The 20,973-nt window shown below is 31.7% G+C and carries 12 protein-coding genes; 3 read left to right on the top strand and 9 right to left on the bottom strand.

The features are described 5' to 3' along the window. Positions 1-466 precede the first annotated feature (466 nt). The 9 genes from OF377_RS02445 to OF377_RS02405 form a co-directional block, all read right to left on the bottom strand. On the bottom strand, positions 467-2,464 hold the full coding sequence (locus OF377_RS02445) for a hypothetical protein (protein WP_263836301.1): 1,998 nt from the start codon (positions 2,462-2,464) through the stop codon (positions 467-469). Positions 2,465-2,539: 75 nt separating this feature from the next. Next, complete coding sequence (gene rpoC, locus OF377_RS02440; protein ID WP_263836300.1) at positions 2,540-6,460, bottom strand: DNA-directed RNA polymerase subunit beta'; 3,921 nt, start codon at positions 6,458-6,460, stop codon at positions 2,540-2,542. Between the two features lie 17 nt (positions 6,461-6,477). Next, complete coding sequence (rpoB, locus tag OF377_RS02435) at positions 6,478-10,800, bottom strand: DNA-directed RNA polymerase subunit beta (RefSeq protein WP_263836299.1); 4,323 nt, start codon at positions 10,798-10,800, stop codon at positions 6,478-6,480. A 106-nt stretch (positions 10,801-10,906) separates the two neighbouring features. Further along, positions 10,907-12,337, bottom strand: a complete 1,431-nt coding sequence (pyk, locus tag OF377_RS02430) for a pyruvate kinase (protein ID WP_263836298.1) — start codon at positions 12,335-12,337, stop codon at positions 10,907-10,909. Between the two features lie 21 nt (positions 12,338-12,358). Next, on the bottom strand, positions 12,359-13,666 hold the full coding sequence (eno, locus tag OF377_RS02425; RefSeq protein ID WP_263836297.1) for a phosphopyruvate hydratase: 1,308 nt from the start codon (positions 13,664-13,666) through the stop codon (positions 12,359-12,361). Between the two features lie 62 nt (positions 13,667-13,728). Next, complete coding sequence (locus OF377_RS02420; RefSeq protein ID WP_263836296.1) at positions 13,729-14,616, bottom strand: hypothetical protein; 888 nt, start codon at positions 14,614-14,616, stop codon at positions 13,729-13,731. 112 nt (positions 14,617-14,728) lie between these two features. Beyond that, positions 14,729-16,201 carry a 2,3-bisphosphoglycerate-independent phosphoglycerate mutase gene (gpmI, locus tag OF377_RS02415; protein ID WP_263836295.1) on the bottom strand — a complete coding sequence of 491 codons (1,473 nt, stop codon included), beginning with the start codon at positions 16,199-16,201 and terminating at the stop codon, positions 14,729-14,731. Next, positions 16,194-16,940: a triose-phosphate isomerase gene (locus tag OF377_RS02410; RefSeq protein ID WP_263836294.1), complete on the bottom strand. Its 747-nt coding sequence runs from the start codon at positions 16,938-16,940 to the stop codon at positions 16,194-16,196. The genes gpmI and OF377_RS02410 overlap by 8 nt, the downstream gene beginning before the upstream one ends. Before the next feature lie 97 nt (positions 16,941-17,037). Beyond that, positions 17,038-17,529, bottom strand: coding sequence for a ferritin-like domain-containing protein (locus OF377_RS02405; RefSeq protein WP_263836293.1), 492 nt, complete (start codon positions 17,527-17,529; stop codon positions 17,038-17,040). Between the two features lie 153 nt (positions 17,530-17,682). Here OF377_RS02405 and hpt point away from each other — a divergent pair, with 153 nt between their 5' ends. Genes hpt through purB form a run of 3 tightly spaced genes read left to right on the top strand, consistent with a single transcriptional unit; the run spans position 17,683 to position 20,930 of the window. Beyond that, positions 17,683-18,213 (top strand): hypoxanthine phosphoribosyltransferase, encoded by a 531-nt coding sequence (hpt, locus tag OF377_RS02400; RefSeq protein WP_263836292.1) that lies wholly within the window; start codon positions 17,683-17,685, stop codon positions 18,211-18,213. Continuing rightward, complete coding sequence (locus OF377_RS02395; RefSeq protein WP_263836291.1) at positions 18,206-19,504, top strand: adenylosuccinate synthase; 1,299 nt, start codon at positions 18,206-18,208, stop codon at positions 19,502-19,504. Before hpt ends, OF377_RS02395 begins: the two co-directional genes overlap by 8 nt. A gap of 1 nt (position 19,505) precedes the next feature. Continuing rightward, a complete protein-coding gene (gene purB / locus OF377_RS02390) occupies positions 19,506-20,930 on the top strand; it encodes an adenylosuccinate lyase (protein WP_263836290.1) in 1,425 nt (474 codons plus the stop codon). Positions 20,931-20,973: the final 43 nt, after the last annotated feature.

The raw sequence follows: 20,973 nt of genomic DNA, 5'->3' as shown, positions 1-20,973 counted from the left end.
GTACTCTGTTTTTTATCTGTAAATAGCAACTTATGGCAATTAAAAACTTTATCCTATATGCTTATGACTTATTTTGAAATAAATGTCTTTATGATTAAAATCATCATCGATGTTCTTTATATATATGTAAAACATGTTTCCTAAAAATAGAATAATTTTCATACGGATGGAATAATCTGTGTCATTATATTATGGTTTTCTAATTGTATAACCTTGTATTAGTTAAATAATATATATTTTTGTACTATCATTAGAGTTTTTTAGATTTTTTAAGTTGATTTCCAAAAAATGATTGTATCTTTGCAACTATTAAAAATATTTTTAGGAACACTTTCTAAAATTAAATAATGTATTAATATTCACAATAAAAGATGTTTTGTAGGGCTATGAATTAATACTAACCTATGAACCTATATATTTTACGCAACAAAAAAACAACGTCTTTGAACGTTGTTTTTGTAAATAATTAACGATTTTTTAAATTGTACTCAAACGTGAATTGGTTTTTTTCGTTCGCTGATTTAAAAAACTGCTTTAATGTTGGGTCTAATTGATCTTGATCATTATAAATTTGCATCATTACAAAATTGTAGACTCTTTTCACTAAATAAAGATCATTTGCGGATGTTTTTTTATTATTTAGTTCAGTAATTAAACTATTTAATTCATTCATTTTTTCTTGAGCTTTATTTTGTTTAATAAAATCTTTTAATACTTGCACACTAGGGTTTGTATCTGTTTGTAATGCTTTTAATTTTTCTATTTGTTCTAAACTTGTTTGTTCATCACTTGAACGTTCGTACTTAGAAGATAAATTACGAGTAAAGAAGTTGATTAAATCAATTCCCATTGTTTTTAAATCTGCTAATTGGATATCCGTTTGGATTGTTTCTAATAAAGCATTATATGTTTGTTTTAGATTTTGTTGAGCTAGTTGAACGTTGGGGTTATTTACATCAGTGAATGTTGTTAATTGGGTTTTTAAATCAATTAATTTGTCTTTTAGGTTTGTTAATTGAGTGAACGATAAAGCTAGTTCGTTATTTGTTAATAACGTCTCTAGATCTGTTAATGTAATTTCTTTTGTTAATAAATTTTTAATTTCTTCTAATGCGTTATTTACTAGTGTCATTTTTAATGACACCAATTGTTTGTCATAGATTTTTGTTTTTTGAATTACATAGAAATCATATTGATAAGTTCATTGATAGCCAAGCAGATTTTTAAATAATGAAACTAACAATTCATTTTGTTGGCCTTCGTTTAATGAATTAACATAATTAATTACACGGTCTTTAAAGTCATTACCATTTTGTTGGTTAATGCTGGTCAATAAATTTGTTGGTAATAATTCATTAGCTACTGTCATTAAATTATTTTTAAAAGTTGTTAGTTCATTCGTTTTTGTTTCATCGCCACTGAAATAGTTAATGTTAATTGCCTTAGCTAAATCAATGTATTTAGTTGTTAAGTAACCATATGGAATTTTAGTTTCAGCGTTATAATAACCAATAAATTCAGCTAGTAAGCTAATTAGAAGTTTATCTAAAGCTAAATTGTTTTTAATGTCATATGTTTCAACTAAATTTTCCGCGAATTCTTTTAAAATTTTACTTTCATTTGTACCATATGCTTTCTTATTAATGTAGTTCACTAATAAAATAGCGCGACTTTTTACATCATCAATAAGAGTTGAATTGTTGATTTTTTGTTCAACATTTTTGGCTGATGCCAGTGCTAAATTTGAAAATAACAAATCAGTTAATTCTAGTTTTTCGTCTAGATCATTATTTAATCCTTCAATTAAGAAGTTTTTAAAGACTGCATCATATGTTGTCTCATTATCTAACTTTGTTTTTTCGGATGTGTACTTTTGTTTTGTTTTGACATCCATAATGATTGTTTCAATACCAATATTATTTGCATTTTGCACATTAAAATTTAGTGAGGTATCAAGTTTATTAATACTCATTTTATTTGTACTTGCTTCAAGATCAAGAATTTTGTATAAGTCCTTGTTGGTCTTTAAAGTAATTAATTTAAATGTGTCTTGGGGGCTGATGACAATTTCTACTTCGTTTGTAATAGTGTTGTATTTGTCATTAATTTTCGGGAATTCAATTAAGAAACTAACACTTTGTTTAGAATCATCTTTTTTAATTGATTCAGGTAATGCTTTTGATTGTAGATTCCCATAATTTTTGAATTTTTGATTATCGGTTGGTACAGAGTTAACAACGACATTAAAGGTAGTATTACGCACTTGTGTTAAAGTGTTTTCATCAACATAAGGTACAGAAACTTGTACATATAATTTGTTGTTTTTAACAGTTGTTTCATTGGTTTGCAAAACCAAATTTGTTCTGTCCACACCACAAGCAGAAGCAACCCCGATGACCACCGCTCCAATACTTACCGAAGCAAGTGTTAGAGCAAGTAGTTTTCTGTTACTTTTTCGTTTCATAGTTATATTTTCTCCTTGTTTGTGTAGGTTTTTATATTATACAATAAAAGTTTATTTTTACTGTATCAATATTGATTAGTATTCTTTCGAGTACATTTCTTCTCCGAAAGCAATAACTTCGCTTGGTTCTTTTAGACCTGTTCCTGCTGGAATTAAATTTCCCAGAATAACATTTTCTTTCAAACCAAATAAGAAGTCTTTTTGTGAACGAGCAGCAGCATCAGTTAATGTTTTCTTTGTGTCTTGGAATGATGCAGCCGATAAGAATGAACCTGATTTTGCAGGTGCATGATCCAATCCAAAGACTTGGTTAATTGCTACAGGCGGTTTCTTATCTGCTTGTAACATTTGCTGTGCAATCTTATTAAAGTGATTAATTGTTACAGTTTCGCCGACAAATAGACCAGAGTCACCCGGGTTAGTAATTGTTAACTTATTTGTTAATTGAGCAATAATAACTTCAATGTATTTATCTGAAATTTCAATCCCTTGCAGTCGATAAACTTTTTGTACTTCTTTAATAATATAGTGACGCACATTTTCAATTCCTGATGTTTTTAATAATTCATTAACATCGATTGAACCATCTGCTAGTTTTTGACCAAGAATAACTTCATCACCTAATTTTACTCGTAAAATTGGCGAAGGTCGAGTTGTGTAAATTACACTGTCATCATTGTTATTATAAGCGATTTCAATTTCATAACTTCCGGTTGCTTGATCTTTATCCAGACGGATAATTTTTCCCTTAACTTCAGAAATTAACGCTTTTTCATTATCTTGTGGTTGGATGCAATCAAATAATTGTTTAATCCGTTCAAAACCTTGGGTAATATTACTATCACCTGCAACCCCACCGGTATGGAATGTACGCATTGTTAATTGTGTACCTGGTTCCCCGATTGATTGGGCAGCAATTACTCCGATGGCTGTTCCTTTTTCAACAAGTTTGTTTGTTGATAAGTCAATACCAAAACATTTTTGACACAATCCATACTCACTCATACAGTGTAGTGGTGAGCGAACTTCAACTTCTTTGATTTCTGCAGTTTCAATTTCTTTTGCAATTTCAAAAGTAATTAAGTGATCTTTTTCCACAATAATGTCTCGTGTGTTTGGGTAATAAACATTGCTGATTGCGAAACGACCAACAATTCGGTCACACAACGGTTCGATGGTTACATTTTCTTTTGTATTTCTAATTTCTCTAACAATAATACCATTACGTGTATTACAGTCTAATTCGTGAATAACAACAGATTGTGTTGAGTCGACAAGTTTTCTTGTCATATAACCTGACTTAGCTGTTTTCATTGCCGTATCGGTCATCCCTTTACGTGCCCCGAAAGAAGAATTAAAGTATTCAGAAACAGATAGCCCTTCGATGAATGAGTGTTTAATTGGAATTTCAATTGTATCACGAATAACATTTGATTGACGTTTTTGATCATAGTTATAAGATTTTGACATCAATCCCCGCATCCCAGCTAGTTGGGTGAAGTTTGACGTATTCCCCCGAGCACCAGATTTAGCCATAATAACGATTGGGTTTTCTGCATATTCAGGTGATTTAATTAGAGACTCAATATCCTTAGTTACCTTGTCTTTAGTTTGTGATCAAATGGCAACAACTTGTGTATATCGTTCATCATCAGTTAATTTACCATCTAGATAGAATTCTTTCAGTTTTGCAACTTTTTCATCAGTTTCTTTGAAGTATTCGTATTTTTTATCATATGATGGAATATCAAAGGCGGAAATACTTGTTGCTGAAATCATTGAATAATTAAACCCAAGAGTTTTAATTTTATCCATTGTTTTAGGAACAAACTCTAGTTCGTATTTTTTGTATAGACGGTCGATTACTGTTGATAGTGTTTTTTTAGTCAGTGGTTCAGACAATTTATAACCCATAAAGAATTGGTTATAATTTTCACCCATTCCAATAATTTCATTTTTATTTTCATCATATAAGTTATTAACGTTATTGATATATGGAAAATCATTTGGGAATGCTTGGTTGAAAATAATTTTTCCAACTGTTGTAACTAAAATCCCTTGTTTAGCAAAACGTTTTTCTGCGAATGCGCTTGTTTTAATACCAATTGTTTCGTGAATTTTTACATTTTTTACTTCATATGCGCGTAGTGCTTCATCAATACTGGCAAACACACGGAAGTAATTACGTAAGTTTTCATTAAATTTGTTATCAAAAATTAGTGCTTTAATTTGTTCGTTGAATTTTTCTTTGGTTAAGTAGTAAATTCCTAACACCATATCTTGTGTTGGTGTAATAATTGGCTTACCATCTTTAGGCCCTAGAATATGTCAACTTGCTAATAAGATCGAACGAGCCTCAGCAACCGCTTCTTTGCTTAATGGAATATGCACAGCCATTTGGTCCCCATCGAAGTCTGCGTTAAACGCTGTAGTTACCAGAGGGTGCAAACGAATTGCTTTTCCGTCTACCATTTTAACCTCAAAAGCTTGGATTCCTAAACGGTGTAATGTTGGAGCACGGTTTAGAATTACTGGACGTTGTTTAATTACTTTTTCAACGACCGGTCAAATAATACTATCTTGAGCTAGAATTTTTTGTTCAGCAATTTTAATATTAGCGCAGATTGGTTGGATGTCAAAGCCATCGTCATCTTTTTTACGAACAAGTTCGGAAATGATGAAGGGACGGAACAGTTTTAAGATCATTAAAGCAGGAATCCCTACCTCATACATTTTTAACTCTGGACCAACAACAATTACACTACGACCTGAATAATCTACTCGTTTTCCTAACAAGTTTTGACGGAATAAACCTTGTTTCCCTTTTAAGTGGTTTGATAATGATTTTAATGGCCGCTTGTCTTTTCCAACTACTGGTTTTTTTCGTGAGTTATTATCAAACAATGAATCCACAGCTTCTTGCAATAAACGCTTTTCATTATCTAATAAAATGTCAGGTGCATCAGTTCCGATTAACGTTTTTAAACGTTCGTTTCGGATGATAATTTTTCGGTAGAAGGTGTTGATATCACTTGTTGTGAAGCGACCACCATCTAAAGAGATGATGGGACGTGCTTCACTTGGGGTAATTGGAATACGAGTTAGAATCATTCATTCAGGTTTTGACCCAGAATCTTTAATTCAACGGACACATTCAAGACGACGTAATAAACGACGTGTTTTTTGGTCATTTGCGTTTACTGAGCCTTGAATTTCTTTTTTGATTTCCTCGTGTTCTTTTTCCAAATCTAAATTAGCTAGTAATTCGCGAATTGCTTCTGCACCAATTCCAAACCGGATTCCGGTTTGGTCCTTAATGAAATTCATAATTTCCTTAATTGAGAAAGGGGCATTTGAATCTTTTAATATCAGATCATAAGTTACGGCAAGACGATATTCAAGATTATTTTTTAAATCCTCTTTTTTGTTAGTTGAACCTGCAATTCGTTCTTGAATATTTCTTAATACCCGACGTAATTTGTTACGCGAAGTGATTGAGTTTTTAGCAGATGTTAAATCTAAAACTTCTTTTCGTTTAAAGATTGTTAGGTCATTATATTGGTTATCTTGGAAACCATCATCTAGTACAATGTAATTTACAAAATAAACTACTTGGTCAACTTCTTTATAAGTAATATCCAACAATAAAGAAATTTTTGATGGTGAAGGTAATTCTTTGGTAAATCAAATATGAGCAACAGGACTCGCAAGCTCAATGTGTCCCATACGTTCACGACGGACAATTGATTCGGTAATTTCTACCCCACAACGTTCACATATTTTTCCTTTGTGTTTAACTTTTCGGTATTTACCACAGTAACACTCATAATCTTTACTTGGACCAAAGATTTTTTCATCAAATAATCCATCTGGTTCAGGTTTTAATGATTTGTAGTTAATTGTTTCTGGTTTAGTTACTTCCCCATATGATCACTTTAAAATTTGTTCAGGAGAAGCAATCCCTAATTTTAGTGATTTAATACTTTTGCGTTTCATATATGTTATCTCCTATTTTAAAAGTTTTCATCCAATAAATCTAAATCATCGTCATCATCGTAATGATTGTTGTTAAATGAGTGCTTTAAAGTGAATTGACGCACTTCTTGTTTGTGTTCTTCTTCGTCTAAACGATCTAGCTCTTCTTCTTTTTGTTTATAGTCATTAAGTGTATATTCATTGATGTCCATTTCTCCATCTTCAGTTTCCACAGACATACATAATGCTAGACCTTGAATTTGTTTAGTTAGTAAGTTGAATGACTCAGGCATTCCGCTTGATAAAATTTCGCGATTTTTAATAATTGCATTATAAGCTTGGTTACGCCCTTGAACATCATCAGATTTAATTGTTAAGATTTCAAGTAAGTTATATGCTGCACCATAAGCTTCTAGTGCTCATACTTCCATTTCCCCGAATCTTTGTCCCCCATTTTGTGATTTTCCACCTAAAGGCTGTTGAGTAATCTTTGAGTAAGGACCAACTGAACGTGAGTGGATTTTATCATCAACCATGTGGTCTAGTTTTAACATATAAGTTAAACCGATTGAGATTAAACCATCGAACGCTTCACCGGTACGCCCATCAAACAATAATTGTTTTCCTTTTTTTTCTTTGATGTCGATGTTAGCTTCATTCATAATATCTTCAAGATCGTTTGTTTTCACACCATCAAATACTGGTGTTGCGACTTTAATTGCAATGTCATCATATGATAAACCTAAAGAGTTTAAAATGATTAATTGGTCAAGAACATCAACTTGCTCAGCTGACGTAATATTTTGGTTTTTAATCAAGGTTTGGATTTTGTTATATAAACGTTTGGCAACAATGTCATTTAAGCCAAACAGTGAAACATACTTAATATACCCTTCGTTGTTTAAGGGAATATTAATCAATTGTTTTTTTCCAATTTCGCTTGCTGCATAACCTAAGTGCAATTCTAAAATTTGTCCAATATTCATCCGTGATGGCACCCCTAATGGGTTTAGCATAATATCAAGTGGTGTTCCATCAGCAAGGAATGGCATATCTTGGATAGGAACAACCTTAGAAACAATACCTTTATTACCATGTCGTCCTGCCATTTTGTCCCCAACTTGAATTTTACGTTTTTGAACAATGTAAATTTTGATAATTTCAATAACATCATCGGGCAATTCGTTATTATTTGTTTCATCAGCTTTAATCCGTTTAACAGCGGCTACAATACCTTCTTGACCGTGTTTAACTTTCATTGATGAATCTTTTACACTTTTAGCTTTGTCACCAAAAATAGTTTGTAATAATTTGTCTTCTGGGTTGATGTCAATGTTTCCTCGTGGAGTTGTTTTTCCAACCAGTACATCACCTTCGTGGACTTCTGCACCGACAAACACGATTCCATCTTTATCTAAGAAACGTTTTGCATGGTCAGATACATTTGGCATATCTCGAGTAATTTCTTCGTCTCCGTTTTTTGTTCGCACACATTGTACAGTTAATTCATCAATATGAATTGATGTAAATACATCCATTGAAACAAGGCGTTCAGAGATGATAATGGCATCTTCGAAGTTATATCCTGATCATGTTGTATATCCAACTAACACATTACGTCCCAATGCTAATTCAGCATTTTGCATTGCGGGACCATCGGCGATTGTTTCATTAGCACTAACTTCTTGATTTAAAGAAACAATTGGTGTTTGGTTGTTGCAAGTATCTTGGTTTGATTTACGGTATTTAATTAATTCGTAAGTGTGGTCATTATCATTGTCATCAGTAACAATAATTTTTTGAGCATCAACATAACTTACGATCCCATCAGTTTTAGAAATTACAGCCATTCCTGAGTCGTGAGCAATATTATATTCTGTTCCCGTTCCCACAATTGGTGCATAGGGTTTGATTAGTGGAACTGATTGACGTTGCATATTTGATCCCATTAATGCACGAGCCCCATCATCGTTTTCAATAAATGGAATAGCAGATGCTGCAATGGAAACTACTTGACGCGGAACAATGTCAATAAAGTCTACTTGGTCCGGACTGAAAAGACCTGTTGATCCACGATAGCGACATACAACTTGTTCATTTAAAATTTTGTTATTTTGATCTAAATCAACCGCAGATTCAGAGATGATAAAATTATCATCCTCATGTGCAGTTAGATAAACGTGTTCATTAGTAACTACTCCATTATTTACTTTAAAGTAAGGCGCAACAATGAATCCGTTTTCATCAACTTTTGCAAGCGATGCTAATGACATAATTAATCCAATATTCATCCCTTCTGGGGTCTCAATTGGACAAATACGTGAGTAGTGCGAGTGGTGAACATCCCGGATATCTAGGTTTGGGTCTTCCCGACTAATCCCGCCTGGACCCATCGCAGAAATCCGTCGTTTATTTGTTAATTCCGCAAGTGGGTTTTGTTGATCGATAAATTGAATTAGTTGGTGCGAGTTAAAGAAATCTTTAATTAAAGTTTGGAATTGTTTTGTGTTTACGATAGACTTAACCGTAATTGCACGTTTTTTTTCTTCTTCCGCACTTAATTCTTTTTCGTCATCGTTTAATTCATCATCATCATCAAGATTTGAATTATCCGTATAGTTTGTGATGTTTACATTTGAACCATCAGAGATAGCTAATTTTTCGTTGATGAATTTTTCAATTCGGCTCATACTTGTTGCTACACGAGCACGTAATAATTCATGAATTAATTTTAGACGTTTATTACCTAAGTGATCTACTTCATCAAAATCACCAATGTCATAGTTTAAGTTATAAATATAACTTCCTACAGCAATTAAATCAGAAATAGTTAATGTTTCAAGCTTATTATTTACACCAACACCTACGATTCTAGTTGTTTCTGTTCGCTTATCATTGTCCTTGTAAACATCAACAGCTTCATATTCTAAATATTGTTTTAAAGATGAATCAAGAGCACTAGGTAATAAGTTAATTTTTTTTGTTCATTTTAAATTGTTTGCTTTGGCAGCTGTTTTAATGATTTCGATGTGTTCTTTAGTAATTAGTGTGTTTTTAGGAATTAAAACTTCATTATCTTTAGTTAAGATATCTTCTGCAACGACACGCATAAATAAACGTTCTGTTAAGAAGAGTTTCTTTTCGAATTTATAACGTCCTGCCGAAGAAATATCATATAGACGTTTATTAAAGAAATGGTGTTGTAATGCTAATTGGTAAGAGATTTGGCGATTTTCAACTAAACCTCGTAAGTATTCAGTGTTTTTGATGTTAATAGCTAAGGCTTCAACAACATCTTTTGCGGCTTTTTCAGAAATAATTGCTTCTGTCAACATTGAAATTTCATCATAAATTTTTTTGTTGGCTTTTTTAAAAGCTGGTGTCTCTTCGTTATTATTTTCGTGCAGTAGATCTTCAAGTTTATTGCTTGCAACAATATAATCGAACACTAGAGTTTTTAATTTTCCAATCAGAGCGGTGTTATTGCCGATTAATTCTTCTCGTAATTCTTCAATTGATTTATGGTCGTTACGTTCGATAAACTCATTTGTTTCCACCATCATTTTATTGATAATCTCATCGGCAATTGTACTTTCAAAGATTTCATCAGGGTTATATTTTTCTTGTCCTAATGATTCATAGATTTCTTGTTCACTATCATAGATATTTAAAATTTCTTTGGTCGTCAAACCAAAAGCTTTTAGAATGGTTGTTAGTGAGAAAATAATTGCATTATCACCTGAAGAGTCCCGAGCAACGACTTGGATGTAGTTTTTATCTTTCGGAATAAATCCTAGCATCAATGTCCCTTTAGATGGGAAAATTTCACAAATACGACCTTCAAATAAACGTTTGCGAGAACCGTTTAATTTAATAGCAGATTTACTTAAAACATAAACCCCTGGTGAACGTACGATTTGTGAAATAACAAATTTTTCAATTCCGTTAATAATAAAGGTTCCTTGTTCGGTCATTTTAGGAATTGCTCCTAAATAAATTCCTTCTTCATCGCGTTTTTTTGTTTTTTGAACCTTTTTAACTTCTCCGGTAACATTATCAATTAATTGTAAGTCGATATAAACCGGTGTTTCATATGTTTTTCCTTCATTTCGACAAGTTTTTTCGTCTTTACTTGGTTCTTTAACTTTTAAATCAATGAACTTTAGTGTATAACGACCTTGCGGCGAATTTAAAGGAAAGATGTTTGCAACAACTTCACGTAGGTCCTTTTCCATAAAACGCGCAAAAGAGTTGACTTGGACTTGAAGTAAATTTGGTCCTTCAAATTGTAACTTCGTTTTTGAATAGTCACGACGAACTGTCTTTCTTGTGATTTGTTTTTCTCGGTAATTTTGAATCATACTCTAACCTCTTTATAAAATGAAAAAGTCTATTATAACACAAAAATGTTAAATAGACACAATACTATAAAATTATACTATATATTAAATAAATAATGATAAATTATTATATATTTATGATAAGCAACTCAAAAGCATCAATATGTTCTTGCAGAATATCCGCAAGTTTGTGTTTATCTTGAATTGCTTCACTGTTAAAAATTAAATTTACATCTCGTAGAATTAAGTTACTTTTGACAGTGTCAGTGATATTGAAAATTGTTGTAAATCCAAATTCATGCTGAGCAATATCTTGAATTGTTCCAGACTTTGTTTGAGAAGTGTTGACCAATAAATATTTTGGTTTCTTAGATTTTAATAAGCTAAAATCTAATACTTGTTTTTTTAATTTTCGTTCGATTTCTAAGTGACAAATATCTTTTTGAATAATGTTGTGGTTAAAAAATATTTTCTCAGTTTCAAAAATAATTTTATTCATTACTTTGACTGCATTTACTGGATCGATTCCTGCTGCTGTTTCCCCTGACAACATTACCGCGTTGGCACGCGCTTTAACTGCTTGGTAAACATCATTGACTTCTGCACGGGTTGGTAAAATATTTTTTTCTAATGAATCTAACATTTGGGTTGCAACAATAACGGGTTTATTTTGTAAACGGCACAATTTGATGATTTTTTCTTGATAGAAAGGAATACGAGCGTAATTAATTTCTAATCCCAAGTCACCCCGAGCAATCATAATGGCATCAAATTCAGTAATCAAATCATTGATATTATCAATTGCTTCTTGGTTTTCGATTTTTGCAATTAATTTAATTCCTGTAGGATAATTTAAAGAATTAATATAATCATAAACTTGTTGTAATTGACTAACGTTTGAAACAAAAGATAAAGCAAGGAAATCGATATTGTTTTCAATGGCTAATTTAATATCTTTTTTGTCTTTTTCGCTTAGAAAAGGCAGAGAATATTTAGTTTGCGGTAAATTAATTCGCTTATTTGTTTTTAATTCATGCTTATTGTATGCTTCCGCATATATAATGCCATCTTCCCGATTCACATCGATGACTTTAAATATTAATTTTCCATCATCAACAAGAATTTGTGAACCAACTCGTACATCATCAGCCATACTATAAGTCTTTGTAACATCAGTTACGAAAAACTCCTTTGCATTACCGATGATTTCTTTTTTTGTATGAATCATTACAACCGAGCTGGTTTCAATTACGGTATTGGGCTCCATTTGACCGACACGAATTTCTGGTCCTTTGGTGTCGAATATAATTTGAACACTAATACGAATACGTTTAGCAATTTCACGGATTCAGTCCGCTACAAATAAGTGATCCTCTACTTTATTATGGGATAAATTCATTCGAAAAATATTGACACCGTTTAGAATTAAATCAATAAACTTTTGCTCAACAGCTAGACGTTGTTCACGGTATTTTTCATCATGAAAACGTTCAGTATTAGTAATTTCACCAATAATTGCTGGGCCAACAGTAGCAATAATTCTAGTCTTTGTAAACATATATGTTGTATTTCCTTGTTTTTATTTTTTGTGTGGTTGATAAATTAAATTATTTTTTAGATCAGTTTGAATTTCAAGAATGCGGTTGTATTTTGCAATTCGTTCACTTCGCGATAAAGAACCGGTTTTGATCATATCTGCACCAACACCGATTGCTAAATCGGCAATGAAGTCGTCTTCTGTTTCACCTGAGCGGTGTGAAATAATAACTTTGATATTATTTTGTTGAGCAAGTTGAATGGTTTCTAATGTTTCAGAAACAGAACCAATTTGGTTAGGCTTAATTAAAATTGCACTAGTTGCTTGGGTATCAATTCCTCGTTGTAAATAAACCTTATTTGTTGTGTACAAATCATCACCCACAACTTGGACTTTTTTAGTTTTTGTCAAATTAGTAAATGCTACTCATTCGTTTTCATCAAAAGGATCTTCGATTGAAAGAATAGGGTATGCTTCAACAAGATTTAATAAATATTTTGTAAATTCTGCTGAATCATAAAACACTTTTTGGTCGTTTATGTTCAAGATATATTTCTTTGAATTATTATCAAAGAATTCAGAACCTGCAACATCTAATGCAATACCAACAGTATAGGGTTCTATTTTCTCGTTTTTTACTGGGGTATAATTAGCACTTGTAATAGCTTTGCTAATGTAATCAAGGGCAACTTGATTGGTTGATAAAGATGGAGCATATCCACCTTCGTCTCCCTTCGTTGTTGCAAGTTGATCCTTTTTTAAAATTTGGTGTAATTGATAAAAGATTTCAGCTCCCATTTGTACTGCATGAGCAAAATCATTGGCACCTACAGGCATAATCATAAATTCTTGAAAAGTTAGATTATTGTCGGCATGGGCACCACCGTTAATAAAATTCATCATCGGAATCGGTGCATAATAAAATGGTTCAAAGTTATTTAGCAAATCCTCTTTAATATATTGATAAAGAGGTTTTTGGGCTGCGTATGCTGAAGCTTTAAGAAAAGCAATACTTAATGCTAAAATTGCATTTGCGCCAAATATGGATTTTTGTTCATTATCTTGATCGATAAGCAGTTGATCAAGTTTTTTGAAATCATTTAAAGGTTTGTTAATGAATAAGGGTGCAAGAGTCTGATTAATGTTGCTGATAGCTTTTAAAACGGACTTATTAAAAAAATAATTTGGATTATTATCACGTAATTCCAAAGCTTCACGTGTTCCGGTTGAAGCACCAGATGGTACTTTTGCATAAACAAAAGTTTGATCAGACGTTTGTAAACGTACAGCAACTGTGGGGTAACCACGAGAATCAAGAATTTGGTAGGCAAGGATATTTTTTATGTACATTTGAAATTATTTCTTTGATTTTATAAATGAGAATGTTAAGTAAAGTATTTTAAAATAATTTTTTATAGATTAAGTTCTTGAAAAATCCGTTCTAAGTCTGCATCCGGAGTTGCAATTAGTTGTTTTTTGTTTTTTTTGGATTTATCAATGTTTAAACTATTAGGTTTTTGTTTTTTAGGTTTTTTAACTTTTTTAACTGTTTCGGGTAGTAAGTTAATAAGTTGGACAATTTGGATCAAGTAGAAAATAAACATTGTGATAAAGACAAGCGCACTTAACACATAAGTAAAGTAAATTAAGGGTGTACGACTAAATCCATTGTAATATGCATATGAACCGTTATAGAACGCAAAATCATTATTAATTGTAGTGTTATTAATAGCATTTAGCATACTTGTATTATCGTTAATGGTTGGTAAATGGTAGTGACTAATAAACGAAGTTAAAGCACTAACCTTTAAAGTTTCTGTTAAACTAGTATCATTCAAAACAACTGTGCGTTGGTAGTTGTAATATTCATTAGCTGCATTGGTTATTATATGTGGTTGAACGGTTGCAATAATAAACAAGTAAAGCATTGTTGTATAAAAAATTTGCACCAAAATAACTACAATTAATGTTTGACGTATTAGTTTCAATTTAATAGTTAATGCTAAATAATAAATATAGGCAAGGACAGCGAAAATTAGTAAAACTACCATTGTGATTCCGTGTCCATTTAAAACTAGATAACCAGTAAATGCTTGATTCACACCAAAAAGATAATTTTTAGGTTCAACAATTAGGTTGTACATAAAACTAGCGTTATGTGTTATTTGTTCCTGGTCGGCTAAAAAATTTAGTTCATTTGGAACGCTAATACTCGCTACAAAAAAATAACAAAACCCAAGCAACGAAAAGATTACAAGAAGATAAATTGATGCTTGGTAATGTTTAATTCATTTATTCATATTTTCACCAATATTTCTAATTAGTTATGATAGCATTTTTTAGTATTTTTTTCAAGGGTTAATGCAATAAAGATATATTAATTATGTGTAAAGTTTTGGTACGATATTAATATTATTTTTTAATCATTGAATGCAGCATTACATTAGGAATTGGAAGTTTTAGATAATCAAGTAATGTTGCTGCAACATGACAAATTGAGTAGTTAGGATTAGGATTTAGCGTTACATTTTGATCAGTGATAATAAAATCTACTAAATTTGTGGTGTGACTTTTAATGATTTGATTATTTTCAATCATCAAATCTGCGTTTCCGTGATCTGCGGTTATCATTAAAGTTTGTTTCTTTTTTTGAACAAAAAAATCAAACAAGCGCTTTATTTCGTCGTCTAGAGCTTGGATTGCTTTGATAGATGCATCAAAATTACCCGTATGACCAACCATATCTGCATTTGCATAATTAATGATAAAAATATCAAAGTTACTGAAATTATTGATTAAAGTATCGGTGAGCGCTGAAGCATTCATTGCAGGAGCTTGATCATAAAATGCTACCTTTGGGGAAGGAAGATGAAAGTTTTCTTTGAACGGGTTAGTTGTTTTTCTTTGGGCGTCAAAGAAATAGGTCACATGAGCGTATTTTTCAGTCTCTGCAATTCTTGCTTGTTTAATTTGGTGTTGGACAAAAACATCATCAAGGGTATGGGTGATTTGTGGTTGGGAAAACAAATAAGGGAGATTAGTTTGTTTAAGTTCAGAAATGCTAATGACATTCAAATTGGGAATATGATGAGGATTAGTGTAATTAAACATTGTTTGGGGTGTTAGCAAATGAATTAATTGCAGAATTCGATCTGCGCGGTAGTTAGTAATGATAACTGTATCACCGGGGGCGAGCGTATCTTTTGTTAAGGATGTGGGAGTCATAAATTCATCACTGATGTTTTCGCTTTTTTGTTTTTCAAAAATGGTTTGTAAATCGTTTATTTGTTCATCAACAAACATTGCATTATACGCCTGCTGAACACGCTCTCACCGCTGATCACGATCCATTGCAAAATAACGTCCAGATACCGATTTGATTATAACGTTATTAGTTTCAACTAATTCTAATAATTCCTCGAAGTGTTCGTTTAAAACAATTGGTTTAGTATCTCGCCCATCAGCAATTAAATGCAAGACAACTTTTTTCTTGATACTGTTTAGATATTTAACCAACATTAAAATGTGTTGATAGTTTCCGTGGACCTCACCATTTGAATAAATTCCAACTAAATGAATTTTTTCGCTTTTAATTTTATCTAGTAAGGGATGACGAAAATTATCTTGTTTTAACTGTTTAGTAATAAAATTATTATCACTATAAATGACTCGTCCAGCACCTAAGCACATATGGCCATGTTCAGAATTTCCGAACTGATCTTTATTCAATCCCACCTGTAAACCTGATGCATGAATAGGTAGAGATGGGTATGTTTTGCGCAAATAATCCATAAATAATGGTTTTGCAGCATAAATGGCATTAGAAACATCGTTTTTTCCGATTCCATAGCCATCTAATATAACTAATGCTACTTTTTTATGCATCATTTGTCTCATCAATATTACTTAAAATATCTACCATATTATTAACGTTATTGACATCTAGACTTGCACTTCCCACAAGCACACCATCAATTGCTTTGTTATTCATTAAATCTGCAAGGTTATCAACCTTGACACTTCCCCCGTATAAAACAGGTATCGGAAAATTAGTGCAATTATAGAAATAACCCTTAATTCCTTTAATCATATAATCAATGTGTTCGCTAGAAGCGATTTGGTTTGTTCCAATGGCAAAAACAGGCTCATAAGCAATAATTAAATTTTTATAGTTCGCATAATTGACAACTTCTTTAATTTGATTAATGACAAATTCTAGACTTTGTTTTTGTTCATAAACAACTAGAGATTCTCCTACACATAAAACAACCTGTAATCCCTGTTTTAAGGCAAGTTTTGTTTTTTGATCAATTTCATTTTGACTACTATATACTCGTTGTTCACTATGTCCAATCAACGTTCCTGGAATATTGTTTTCAATTAGTTGGAAAACACTAGTTTGCCCAGTATATGCGCCATTAATTTGGTTTGATACATTTTGGGTATATAAGGGAATTTGTAATGCATTAAATCGTTCTTGGTTTTTTAAAATATATAAATCATTAATTGCAAGTATTAGTTTTGTTTTTGTTTGCTGCTCTTTTTTATAGGTTAATTGTTTCGCAAACTCATCTAGAAGTTCATTACTTGTGTTTAATTTAAAATTAGCAATAAAATATTTCATTTTTTTCTCCTTATTATTTATTTAATTATACAAAGATTGTGATAAAAAATAGAAGCGCATAAACGCTCCTATTTCATAAAGATAATAATGTTTTAGTTTATTCTTCTAATTCACTAATCAAGTGGTCAGCTAACGCAGTGTTATTTGACTCAGTGATTAGATCAATGACTGCTTGTACATCACTATAATCTTTTACACCATCTTTAATGAATCATTGTAAAAATTCAAATGTTTCATAATCTTGTGCTTGTAAAGCAGCTGTTGCCGCCTCTGCTAGTTCCTTACGTACAGCTAGTTCGTTTGCAAGTACTTTTTCAAAAACACTTAAAGCATTGTCAAATTCATTATTGTTTGCAGTGTATTGGATATTACTTGTTAAAGGAATATCAGCTGTTGTAAAGTAAGTTAATAATTTATCTTTATGTACCCCTGTTTTATCTGTACTTAGAGTTTTTAAAAATTTACCAGCGTATGGCATTTTGAATTTTGTTTCCACAAGATGTGCCAATTGAGCATATTCTAAACCTAAACTAAAATTTACATTATAATGGTGATTTAAAGCACCAATAACTTCTTTTGTTTTTAACATATTATCATCTCCTCTACCATATTAAAAACAATAATATTTTAACATATCTCAAATAATTAATAAGTAATTATTAAATGTGATAATTTGCAAAACTAATTAGAACAGTTTTGCCATATAATATACATTTTAGGATAACAGAAAATAGGGGTTAAAATGGAATATAAAATTGAACAAATGATTTCTGCACAAGAAATCAAAAAACAAGTTCAGAAAATTGCTGATCAAATCAATAATGATTACAAGGATGAACAGATTATTTTGGTTGGTTTATTACGTGGATCATTAATGTTTTTGGCAGACCTTGCTCGAGCAATTAACAAGGATGTTATTATCGACTTTATGAGTGTTTCTAGTTACGGACATGAGATGCAAACAAGTGGAGAAATTAAGATTTTAAAAGATCTTGACGAAAATATTTACAATAAACATGTGATTGTAGTTGAAGATATCATCGATACAGGATTTACATTAGAAAGAATTACACAACTACTAAATGCTCGTGAACCAAAAAGTTTAACGGTAGCAACTTTATTGGATAAACCAGAAGCACGAATTAGTCGTGTAGATGTTAAATATATAGGTTTTAAAATACCTAATGAATTTGTGGTTGGATATGGAATTGATTATGCACAAAAACACCGTGCATTACCATATATTGGAAAGGTTGTAATTATTAATGAATAGAAAAAATTACCAAACTTATGTTGTTGTTGGTTTGCAATTCGGAGATGAAGGAAAAGGAAAAATTATCGATGTTTTAGCAGATCAAATGGATATGGTTGTTCGTTATCAAGGAGGGAATAACGCAGGTCATACTGTAGTTGTAAATAACGACAAATTTATTTTGCACTTGCTCCCTTCGGGAATTCTGGCAAAAAACGCCCAATGTTTGATTGGGGCAGGTGTTGTTGTTGATCCAAAAGTTTTGTTAGAGGAGATTAATGGATTAAACGCACGTAATTGAAGTACAGATCATTTGCTAGTGGATATGCGTGCTCACATTATTATGCCTTATCATTTAAAGATTGATCAATTAAATGAAAATTTATTGGGGAATGAGAAAATTGGAACTACGCTAAGAGGAATTGGACCTTGCTACCAAGATAAATATAATCGCGTAGGAATTCGCGCTGCTGATTTATTGGATAAAGAAGTTTTAACACATAAAATAAAAATTAATGCATTATTAAAAAACCCAATTTTAAGTAATTTTGGTTATGAAACAATTAATGTTGAACAACTTGTTGATGAATACTATGCTTATGGACAAATATTAAAAGATAAACTTGTAAATGGAACCGAATTAGTGAATCAACAAGTGAATGCTGATAAAAAAGTGTTGTTTGAAGGGGCCCAAGCACTAATGCTAGACGTTGACTATGGTACATATCCTTTTGTAACATCATCTTCGCCAACTGCGGGTGGAGTAGCAGTTGGTACAGGGCTTGCGCCATATAAAATCAACCGTGTTTTTGGTGTAACCAAAGCGTATATGACACGTGTGGGTTCTGGAGTCTTTCCTACACAACTAAATGATGATATTGGTGCACACTTGCAAACTAAAGGCCATGAATTTGGAGCGACAACTGGTCGAAGTCGAGCATGTGGGTGATTAGATTTATTAATGTTAAAACATGCTGTAATGATTAATGGAGTAACGGATTTAGTAATTACTAAACTTGATATCTTGACTGGTCTAAAAACCATTAAGGTCGCTACTAATTATATTATCGATGGAATACGTTATGATGTTTTTCCACCAATTTATTTAGATAACAAAAAAATTGAAGTGGTTTACCAAGAGTTTGCTGGATGAGACACAGATATCAGTAGTATTAAAAACTATGCTGATTTGCCAGAGAATGCCAAAGCATTCATTAATTATTTAGAAAGAGCATTAAGTGTAGATGTTAGTTTGATTTCAATTGGTCCAGAACGAAATCATAACATTTATAAGAAAGTGCAATTACTTTAATATGAAATATTACAATAACCCCTTAAACACAAGATATGCATCAAAAGAAATGTCATATATTTTTAGTGATGATTTTAAATTTAAAACCTGACGATTGTTGTGGGTTAGTTTAGCAAAAAATCAACAACGATTAGGTTTAGATTTAATCACCAATGAACAAATAAATGCAATGGAAAAAGTTGTAGACGATATTGATTTTGCTCTTGCCCACCGGTATGAACAACAATTCAAACATGATGTAATGGCACATATACATTGTTTTGGAGACCAGGCACCTAGTGCAAGAGCAATTATCCATTTAGGGGTTACAAGTGCTTTTGTTCAAGATAATACGAATTTAGTTCAGATTAAAAAAGGATTAGAATTGATTCGTTCACAACTTGTAAAAGTGTTATTGCTATTGTGTAAATTTGCGAATAAGTATGCGGATTTACCCACTCTTGGTTTTACGCATTTTCAACCAGCACAACTGACAACTGTTGGAAAACGTGCAACCTTATGAGCTCATTCCTTGTTTATGGATTTAAAACAACTTGATCATTTATTAGCTACGTTAGAGTTTCGTGGTGTTAAGGGAACAACTGGAACACAAGCAAGTTTTGCCAATTTATTTGAGAATGATTATTCAAAAGTTATTGAACTTGATAAACTAGTTGCTCAAGATTTTGATTTTAAAAAATCTGTTGGTGTTTGTGGGCAAACATATGATCGTAAACAAGATACTATCGTATTGCAACTACTAGCAAATATTGCTGCATCAGCCCATAAATTTACTAATGATTTTCGCTTATTGCAACATTTAAAAGAGTTAGAAGAACCGTTTGCAAAAAACCAAATCGGCTCATCTGCAATGGCTTATAAACGGAATCCAATGCGTTGTGAACGAATTTCATCACTTGCAAAATTTGTAATGGCAAATGAACAGAATGGTCAATGAGTATCAGCGACTCAATGATTTGAGCGAACGTTAGATGATTCAGCTAATAAACGTTTATCTTATCCTCAGTCATTTTTAGCTATTGATGCAATTTTAAATATTTATGCTAACGTAATTGATAATTGTGTAGTGTATGAAAAAATGATTCGTAAGCATATTGATGATGAGTTACCTTTTATGTTAACCGAAAATATTATGATGCAAGCGACTAAAGGCGGAGCAGATCGTCAAGTTGTGCATGAAATTATTCGTGAAGCAAGTATGCGTGAAAGTTATTTTATCAAGCACGAAGGACAACCAAACCGCTTAATTGAGCATTTATTAAAAAAGAAGGAACTAAATCTAGATAAAGAAGTTTTAGAAAAAACATTAGATCCAAGCTTGTACACAGGTTTTAGTGCTGAACAAACTCGTTCCTTTATTCAAGAAATTTATAACTATATTGGTGAAATTCCCACTAGTGTATCAAGCGAAGAGTTTGATTTATAAAAAATAAAAACACTAAAACATTAATTGTGGTTCGATTTTAGCA

Origin of the sequence: Ureaplasma sp. ES3154-GEN (assembly GCF_025780075.1) — a bacterium.
Lineage (GTDB): Bacteria > Bacillota_I > Bacilli_A > Mycoplasmatales > Mycoplasmoidaceae > Ureaplasma.
This window is presented reverse-complemented; position numbering and strand designations above follow the sequence as displayed.